Annotated in this window: 3 protein-coding genes and 1 pseudogene; 1 reads left to right on the top strand and 3 read right to left on the bottom strand. The window is 68.2% G+C overall.

Going from position 1 to position 5,820, the window contains the following annotated elements; translation table 11 throughout:
- A pseudogene (locus AC2VOU_RS16115) lies at nucleotides 1–143 on the top strand (inositol monophosphatase family protein); the annotation flags it as partial.
- Between the two features lie 47 nt (nucleotides 144–190).
- On the opposite strand, the gene AC2VOU_RS16110 reads toward AC2VOU_RS16115, so the two are convergent.
- The 3 genes from AC2VOU_RS16110 to mfd all read right to left on the bottom strand — a co-directional run bounded on the left by AC2VOU_RS16110 (nucleotide 191) and on the right by mfd (nucleotide 5,739).
- On the bottom strand, nucleotides 191–940 hold the full coding sequence (locus AC2VOU_RS16110) for a lytic transglycosylase domain-containing protein (RefSeq protein ID WP_486958275.1): 750 nt from the start codon (nucleotides 938–940) through the stop codon (nucleotides 191–193).
- A 139-nt stretch (nucleotides 941–1,079) separates the two neighbouring features.
- Nucleotides 1,080–2,072 (bottom strand): nucleoside triphosphate pyrophosphohydrolase, encoded by a 993-nt coding sequence (locus tag AC2VOU_RS16105; protein WP_486958274.1) that lies wholly within the window; start codon nucleotides 2,070–2,072, stop codon nucleotides 1,080–1,082.
- Nucleotides 2,073–2,100: 28 nt separating this feature from the next.
- A complete protein-coding gene (mfd, locus tag AC2VOU_RS16100) occupies nucleotides 2,101–5,739 on the bottom strand; it encodes a transcription-repair coupling factor (RefSeq protein WP_486958273.1) in 3,639 nt (1,212 codons plus the stop codon).
- Between the last annotated feature and the right edge of the window lie 81 nt (nucleotides 5,740–5,820).

The raw sequence follows: 5,820 nt of genomic DNA, 5'->3' as shown, positions 1-5,820 counted from the left end.
GCGAGGAATCCGCGCGGCAACCCGATATTGCCTCTACGGCATGGCGTTGGGTTCTCGATCCAATCGACGGAACCTCCAACTTCGTCCGCGGGCTCTCGCTCTGCACCGTGCCTTTGGCATTGCTGTGCCGCGGAAGCACCGTTGAGGAATTCCCGGGCCTTGCCGCGAGACCCGTAGCCTGAAGCCTCGCTCAGAGCGAGTGCCCGTCCGCATAGGCAGTAGCCCAATCTCGCACGGCGCGGGCGTAGACGTCCGAGTCGTTGTAGGCCCACAGCGCCGTGATCCATCCGCGTGGGGTGGCGAGATCCTTCCCTCGCCAGCACAAATACCCGGCAGCGGACAGCGCGGCGTCGTCGATGTTGTCCACATCGACCTTGCCGTCGTTGTTGGCGTCGACGCCGTACTCCCGCCACGTCTCGGGGATGAACTGCATCGGCCCCATTGCCCGCACGGTGTCCGGCTGACCGTCCATCCCGCCCGGCTCGCCGGCGATCCCCGCCACGCTGTCGATGATCCGCATCGTGCCGTTGGTCCCGTCGAGCACCACACCCCTGATCGGTGGACGCACATCGCCGTTGGGAAACAGCGTCGCGTGGTGGTAGGTGCCGTGGTGGCTCTCCACCTGCCCAATGCCGGCCAGCGTTGTCCAGGCGATATGGCAGTTCGGGTTCTCCACCTCGGCGACCCGCGCGGCGTAGCCGTACGCCTCCAGAGCGGTCACCGGGATGTGCAATGCCGGGGCGAGCCCGGCGGCCCACGCGTGCAACTGGTCGGCGGGTCGGCCCTTGACGTAGGTGTCGACCGGAGGCACTGCGGCGCCTGGAGGCGGCGGCACACCTTTGGGAATGTGAGGACCCAGCTGCCATGAGCAGCTAGATGCCAACAGCAGCGCCGTTGCGCCTACGACGGCCAACGCGCGCAGCCAACGAACTGGCGACACACAACACCCCTAAGACACGATTTCCGTGACCATCGTCCCATGAGATTCGAGCGCGACGGCCCACGGCCGTATGGCCCAGACTGCGGCCAGCCGCAGTGTGGTGCTCGAGCATGCGGCCAGCCGCGCACTCGCGCGATAGTCAGTCGGCACCGGCACCGTCGGCAGCGTGCATGGTTTCGACTTCGAGGCCGGCCGTTGTGCTATCCACCGGCCAGCAGCTCCGCCATTCTTCTTCAACGATGGAGCCGAGCGGGGCGACCGCCAGTTCGGCGGGGACGTCGGGCGCGCGACGCTCGGCGGCGATCGCCTTTTCCACGGCGCGCACGGTGTCCATGAACTCCAGCACTGAGGTGCGCAAGGCGTCTTCGGCGTCGACATCGGCGGTCACGGTGACCGTGGTGACGTTTGCCGGCACCAGGTCCGAAGGGAAGCCGGCCTTGGTGACCATTTGCAGCACCTTGTGCGCCAGTGCCAAAGCCGGCTGGCCAGTGGGCACGTTAGCCAGAACCGAATTGCGGGGCTTTTCCTGGGCTTTGCGCTCCTCCCATTGTGCCAGCTGCTCTTCCAGCGAAATCGACTCTCCGGCAAGCACTCCCGGAGCCCTGTTGCCCAGCTTGCGCAGCAACGCGTCGGCGACGTCGTCGATGGTGAACGGGTGCACCGGTGCGTCCTCGGCGATACGCGCATGAAACAGCACCTGGAGCAGCACGTCGCCGAGCTCGTCGCGCACCGAATCGGCGTCGCCGCTGCGCACCGCGTCGAACAGCTCGTAGGTTTCCTCCAACAGGAAGCGGCGCAGCGAGTCGTGGGTCTGCTTGCTCTCCCAGGGCCCGGCGGTCCGCAGTTTGTCCATCACCGCGACTGCGTCCACCAGCCGCTCGCCCGGCTGCGGGCTGGGCGCAGAGATCAATCGCTCGCCGGCGGCCAACCGCGCCGTCACCGAAGGATGCTCGGGATCGGAGGACAGCAGCACCGCAGCGTCTTCCCCGGTATGGGAAGGGCGCGCCGCCGGCAACGACCACGGCACCGCGATCGGCATCTCCTCGGTGTACTGGACTTCGCCGGAGAGCAGTTCGATGGCTTCCACCGGAACCAGCGACGGCCGTCGCGGGTCAACCAAGATGACAGTCATCGTCGCCCCTCCTCACTACCGGCGAAGGTCATTGTGCGCGCCGCTCGGCCCCCGGCGTCGATTCTCCCGGTTTGCCGACCAGCGCCGCTACCAATTGGCCTACGAACTGCACTAAATCCGAGTCGCGGATGCGGGGCGCACCCACGCCACCGGCGCGGGGAATCGGAACCTGCACAGTCGATGTGGTCGCGCGGTAGCCCGCACTCGGATAGCGACGGGCCAACCGAACCTGCGCAGAGTCCGGCAAGGTCAGCGGCGACAGCCGCAGCGTGGCCGCTGACGCCGTGGACACTTCGGTGATCCCGGCCGAACGACAGATCAGCCGTAGCCGCGCCACGGCCACCAGCAACTCGGCGGTCTCGGGCAACGCGCCGTAGCGGTCGATCAGCTCGTCAACCACCGAGTCCACCGCAACATTGTCGGCCGCGGCGGCCAGCCGCCGGTATCCCTCGAGCCGTAGCCGGTCGCTGGGGATGTAGTCCGGCGGCAGATGCGCATCCACCGGCAGATCGATCCGGACGTCTTTGGGCTCCTCGGGGCTGAGCACGGTCTGCCCGTCGGCCGCGGCGCGATACGCTTCTACGGCCTCGCCGACCAGCCGGACATAGAGGTCAAAGCCCACCCCGGCGACGTGCCCGGACTGCTCGGCGCCCAGCACGTTGCCGGCACCACGAATTTCCAGGTCCTTCATCGCCACCGCCATGCCGGCGCCCAGGTCGTTGTTCTGGGCGATCGTCGCCAGGCGGTCGTAGGCGGTCTCGGTCAGCGGCGTGTGCTGCGGATACAGAAAGTAGGCATAGCCGCGCTCCCGGCTGCGGCCGACCCGTCCGCGCAGCTGGTGCAGCTGGGAAAGCCCGAACGTGTCGGCCCGCTCGACGATCAGCGTGTTGGCGTTAGAGATGTCCAACCCGGTCTCGACGATCGTGGTGCACACCAGGATGTCGAACTCGCGGTTCCAGAATCCCTCCACGGTGGTTTCGAGCAGGTCCTCGCTCATCTGCCCGTGCGCGACGGCGACCTTGGCTTCGGGCACCAGCTCGCGCACCCGCGCCGCCGCGCCGTCGATGGAGCTGACCCGGTTGTGCACGTAGAAGACCTGCCCGTCGCGCAGCAGCTCCCGGCGCAGCGCCGCGGCGATCTGCTTGTCGTCCTGCGCGCCGACGTAGGTCAGCACCGGGTAGCGCTCCTCGGGCGGCGTCAGGATCGTCGACATCTCGCGGATGCCGGCCAGGCTCATCTCCAACGTGCGCGGGATCGGGGTGGCGCTCATCGTCAGGACGTCGACATGGGTGCGCAGCGACTTGATGTGCTCCTTGTGCTCGACGCCGAAGCGCTGCTCCTCGTCGACCACCACCAGGCCGAGGTCCTTCCAGCGCACCCCGGTCTGCAGCAGCCGATGGGTGCCGATCACGATGTCGATGTTGCCCTCGGCCATCCCGTCCAGCACCGCGCGTGATTCGGCACCCTCGGTGAATCGCGACAGGCTCTTGATCCGGACCGGGAACCCGGCCATCCGTGCGGTGAACGTCTGGAAATGCTGGTCGGCCAGCAGCGTGGTGGGCACCAGCACCGCGACCTGCTTGCCGTCCTGGACCGCTTTGAACGCCGCCCGGACCGCGATCTCGGTTTTGCCGTAGCCGACGTCACCACAGATCACCCGGTCCATCGGCACCGGTTTCTCCATGTCGGACTTGACCTCGGTGATCGCGGTGAGCTGGTCGACGGTCTCGGTGAAGCCGAATGCGTCTTCCATCTCGGCCTGCCACGGCGTGTCCGGGCCGAACGCGTGCCCCGCGCTGGCCTGCCGCTTGGCGTACAACGCCACCAGTTCGCCGGCGATCTCCCGAACCGCCTTGCGGGCCTTGGTTTTGGTGTTGGTCCAGTCGCTGCCGCCGAGCCGGCTGAGAGACGGCGCCTGCCCGCCGACGTAGCGGGACAGCTGATCCAGCGAATCCATCGGCACGTAGAGCTTGTCGGTCACGTGCTGGCCGCGCTTGCTCGAGGCGTACTCCAGGACCAGGTACTCGCGCCGTGCACCCCCGACGGTGCGTTCGGTCATCTCCACGAACCGGCCGATGCCGTGCTGATCGTGCACCACCAGGTCGCCCGCGGTCAGGGCCAGCGGGTCGACGGTGTTGCGGCGTTTGGCGGCCAGCCGTTTGCCGTCGGTGGCGGTCATCCGGTTGCCGGTCAGGTCGGTTTCGGTGACGATCACCAGGCCTGCGCCGGGGAAGATCACACCGTCGTGCAGCGGGCCTTTGAGGACGCCGACGACGCCTGGCTGGGGTTCGGCCCCGGGCTCCAACATCGTTGCCGGCGTGTCGGATTCGGCCAGTTGCTCGACGACCCGGTGCGCGGTTCCGGCGCCGGGCGCGACGACGGCAGCCACCCCGCCGGTCGACACGTGCGCGCGGAGCATCGCGAACATCTCGTCGATGTCACGCTGGTGGCCGCGTGCCGATGGCGACGCGCGAATGTCGAGCTCGATCGCCGACTCGTCAGAAAGCTGGGACAGCGTCCACCACGGATGCCCGGTTTGGCGCGCCGCGTCGCGCACCTCTGCGAGTCCGCGGAAGCCGGATCCGCCGAGTTGCTCGACGTCGATCGGCGAATCGCCGCCCACTGCCGCCACCGACCAGGACGCGTCGAGGAATTCGCGGCCGGTCTTGATCAGGTCGGCCGCGCGGGTGCGGACCTTTTCCGGGTCACAGACCAGCACCGGCGTGCCGTCGGGCAGTTGATCGGTCAGCAGAGCCAGCGCCCCACTGTCCGCGGGACATAGCACCGAGAGCAGTGCCTCCATCCCGTCGACCGGGATGCCCTCGGCAAGCTTGGCCAGCATGTCACCGACGCCGCCGGTGACGCCGTGCTCGGGCGGCGGCTGCTGTCCGGCCAACTCGGCCGCCCGGGCCCGCACGTCGTCGGTCAGCAGCAGCTCGCGGCAGGCAACCGCGACCAGGTTGTCGACGCTGATCTCGGGGATGGACCGCTGATCGGCCACCGCGAACATCCGCATCTCGCTGACCTCGTCGCCCCAGAACTCCACCCGTACCGGATGCTCGGCGGTCGGCGCGAAAATGTCGAGAATGCCACCGCGGACCGCGAATTCGCCGCGTTTCCCGACCATGTCCACCCGGGTGTAGGCCAGCTCGACCAGCCGGGTGATGACGTCTTCGAAGGCCAGCTCGTCACCGAGGGCAAGCGTCAGGGGCTCGGCGAGGCCGAGCCGGGACGCCATCGGCTGCAGTAACGAACGGACAGCGGTGACCACCACCCGCAGCGGCGGACCGAGCCGGGTGTCCTGCGGGTGAGCCAGCCGGCGCAGCAACATCATCCGGGCGCCCACGGTGTCGACGCCGGGTGAGAGCCGCTCGTGCGGCAGCGTCTCCCAGGATGGGAACATCGCGACGGCGTCACCGAGAACGCCGCGCAACTCAGCTGTGAGGTCGTCGGCCTCCCGACCGGTCGCGGTGACGACCAGCAGCGGCCCCTGCCGGGCGAGCGCGCCGGCGACGAACACACGCGAGCTGGCCGGTCCGACCAACGCCAATTCCGTGGGCCGGTCGGCCGCCAGGTCGATGAGTCGCTGCAGCGCCGGCGTGCGCAGCGCTAACTCCACCAGCCCCGAAATCGGGGTGATGACAGACTCCGGCCCCGATGCGGTCATGATGCGGCCATTGTATGGGTTACCACCTCGTCAATATTGATCCAGCGCCGTCAACGACTCGTCACGGCACGGCATTTGGAG

The organism is Mycobacterium sp. TH-M25 (assembly GCF_057473665.1).
The sequence above is the reverse complement of the archived record's forward strand: the minus strand, read 5'-3'. Positions and strand labels throughout refer to the sequence as shown.

Bases quoted from the DNA above. Each gene is read 5' to 3' on its own strand.
- mfd (WP_486958273.1), bottom strand. From the start codon at position 5,739: ATGACCGCATCGGGGCCGGAGTCTGTCATCACCCCGATTTCGGGGCTG.
- AC2VOU_RS16105 (WP_486958274.1), bottom strand. From the start codon at position 2,072: ATGACTGTCATCTTGGTTGACCCGCGACGGCCGTCGCTGGTTCCGGTG.